This is a genomic window from Bacillus sp. 05T21 (assembly GCF_056396785.1).
In genome coordinates this window covers 1-3,103 of record NZ_JBFTMD010000072.1, presented here as the reverse complement: position 1 = coordinate 3,103, position 3,103 = coordinate 1, and the positions used below count along the sequence as shown (strand labels likewise).

The window sequence follows — 3,103 nt, the reverse complement described above, 5'->3', positions numbered from 1 at the left end:
GGTTCTGTTGCAAAGTTTTCTAAATGAAGCTACACTCTAGAAAAAAAGAATGAGGAGAATCACAAGTGCGATATTTTAAAGGGAAACAGTTCAAGAAAGATATTATTTTGGTAGCCGTTGGCTATTACTGTCGTTTTTCTTTAAGCTATCGCGATGTATCTGAGATTTTACAAGAACGAGGAATTTCCGTTCACCCTACGACAATCATGCGTTGGGTTCATGAATATGGAAGTCTGATCTATCAAGTCTGGAAAGAGAAAAACACAACTCCCCACCATGCTTGGCATTTAGATGAGACTTACATCAAGGTGAAAGGTGAGTGGTGCTATCTATATCGTGCCATAGATAGGGATGGACATACGCTTGATTTCCAACTTCGAAAAACACGTGATCATCAAGCAGCTTATATGTTCATGAAGCGACTTGTCAAAGCTTTTGGAGAACCAACGGTTCTTACTACAGACAAGGCTCCAGCCTTGCTTTGTGCGTTCAAAAAACTGAATTCATGCCCTATATAAACAAAGGCGAAGTCTGCAAAGAGACTCCGCCTTTTCAACGTACAATGAACTTCAACAATTACTAGCTACTTCCTAAACCTTGTTCCTCATTTACCAACCTGTTTATGCTTTTTTCAAACTTTGCAACAGAACCAATTAATCCACCTACAAATTTTAAAACTGCCACTGTGATTTCCATAATATTCCCTACTCTTTCTTGGTGTTTAGATGTGGTACATCTTTATGCTTTCATTATAGTAAGCGTCCGTAACAATGTTTAAAAATCTCGATATGCAAAATTGCATATTTATATCCGTATTATTGAATAAAAGATCTATGAAGCCAATGAGCATGCAGGTTTCTCTTTTGGTTTATTAGTTTCATCAGAAAAGAATTCAGACCTCTGAAAGACTTTTGTAACATTTATGAAAGAGAAATGAAAGACTTTTTAGCTAGGATGAGGCTTATCTACTAGTAGACGATGCGCACAGATAGTAAAACCATTAGTGAAAATAAGGAGAAGTTAAGGTATGTTTATGAAAAGAAAACTGTCTATATTTACATTTTTAGCACTAATATTTAGTTTGATAGTTACTGTTGTTCCTACAAATTCTGCTTATGCAGCTGAGGACAACCGTATACTTGATATTTATGGGGATCCAGTCCAGACATCTAAAGATTATATAATGGTACGTAAAATTTTGGATGGCAAACCTCGGCGTGATGCTTATGCAGGTATAGGTCAGAAGAGACTTGGAGTAACTTATGAGAAGTTTGCGGGTTGGCATTATGTAATTCAGTATAAAGATAAATCTTATTATGGTACTGCTGAGACTCATAAGGATACAAAAGGTAATGAGTACTATGGTACACCTATCAATTTTGAAACTCCAGATGGGGTAGAAAGTGATGGATATATAAGACATAATACGCCAGTTACCATGTCAATGTGGATTGGTGGGCCAAATGCTGAGGCAGGAGGAATTAAAAAATATGTCAATGCAGGGAATCGCGGCTGGATTTATTTTAGCGACCAATCAAAAAGCACGTTAACAGTTTGGGAACAAAATGCAAAGGAAATCAATTTAATAACAGGTAAAACTGATTATCTTAGAGATAAAATGGGAAGGCCTTGTGATTGGTACAGTGCAGATCCACAAAATTCTGAGTATGGAGTTACAACGTATTTCGAGCTAGAGACTTCAGACCAACCATTTTCAAATCAAGATAAACTATGGGGAAGTTCTGCGCCGCCATATCAATCTGGTTATGAATTAGTACCTTTACCATAGAGCATCTATTACATTTAGATTTATATAACTGTACTTATTAATATGCAATGTGTCTTTCAGTAAGGTAAGAGAAGATCCTATGAAAGAAATTTAAATTATATATCAAATGGAGGAATATTTATGAAAAGAAAAATTTTAGCTATAGCTTCTGTAATTGCTTTAACAGCTCCTATTCAAAGTGTGGCGTTTGCGCATGAATCTGATTCGCCTATTGCTTTAAGATGGTCAGCGGAATCTGTACATAATGAAGGAGTAAGTTCTCATTTATGGATTGTAAACAGAGCAATTGATATTATGTCCCAAAATACGACTGTGGTAAAGCAAAATGAGACAGCCCTATTAAATGATTGGCGTACTAATTTGGAGGAAGGTATTTATTCTGCAGATTATAAAAATCCATACTATGATAATTCCACATTCGCTTCACACTTCTATGATCCTGATTCGGAAAAAACGTATATTCCATTTGCTAAACAAGCAAAGCAAACGGGAGCAAAGTATTTTAAATTAGCTGGTGAAGCTTATCAAAATAAAGATATGAAAAATGCATTCTTTTATTTAGGATTATCACTTCATTATTTAGGGGATGTCAACCAACCAATGCATGCAGCAAACTTTACTAACATTTCGCATCCATTTGGCTTCCACTCAAAATATGAAAACTTCGTTGATACAGTGAAAGACAATTATAAAGTAACGGATGGAAATGGCTATTGGAATTGGCAAAGTGCAAATCCAGAAGAGTGGGTTCATGCATCAGCAGCAGCAGCAAAAGCTGATTTCCCATCAATTGTTAATGATAATACGAAAAGTTGGTTCCTAAAAGCAGCGGTATCACAAGACTCTGCTGACAAATGGCGTGCTGAAGTAACACCGGTAACAGGAAAACGTTTAATGGAAGCACAGCGTATTACAGCTGGATATATTCATTTATGGTTTGATACGTACGTGAATAACAAATAACAAATACATTTACACATAACAAAAGTTATTTATGTTATACAGTGAAATTTCTAACAGTGGGGGCTTCATCCCCCACCCATCTTCTTTGTTTCTCTCTGAATCTTGATGTGGAAGTCTTGTTTGATAAGTCTATTTTAGAAATCTAAAAGTCTTTTAAATCAATGAAAGACTTTTGTAACATTTATGAAAGTAAATTGAAATGGGTTCTGTTGCAAAGTTTGAAAAAAGCATAAACAGGTTGGTAAATGAGGAACAAGGTTTAGGAAGTAGCTAGTAATTGTTGAAGTTCATTGTACGTTGAAAAGGCGGAGTCTCTTTGCAGACTTCGCCTTTGTTTATATAGGGCATGAA

General features: G+C 35.7%; 2 protein-coding genes and 2 pseudogenes. 3 read left to right on the top strand and 1 reads right to left on the bottom strand.

The annotated features are described in order from the left end of the window. Positions 1-65: 65 nt before the first annotated feature. From AC1DKZ_RS32630 to AC1DKZ_RS32620, 3 genes and pseudogenes are all read left to right on the top strand, one after another. Positions 66-500, top strand: a pseudogene (locus AC1DKZ_RS32630) (IS6 family transposase); the annotation flags it as partial. A gap of 527 nt (positions 501-1,027) precedes the next feature. Further along, a complete protein-coding gene (locus AC1DKZ_RS32625) occupies positions 1,028-1,789 on the top strand; it encodes a hypothetical protein (RefSeq protein ID WP_476997954.1) in 762 nt (253 codons plus the stop codon). Positions 1,790-1,909: 120 nt separating this feature from the next. After that, a complete protein-coding gene (locus AC1DKZ_RS32620) occupies positions 1,910-2,752 on the top strand; it encodes a phospholipase C (protein ID WP_002193553.1) in 843 nt (280 codons plus the stop codon). A gap of 259 nt (positions 2,753-3,011) precedes the next feature. Here the strand turns inward: AC1DKZ_RS32620 and AC1DKZ_RS32615 are convergent. Then, positions 3,012-3,103: pseudogene (locus tag AC1DKZ_RS32615) on the bottom strand (IS6 family transposase); the annotation flags it as partial.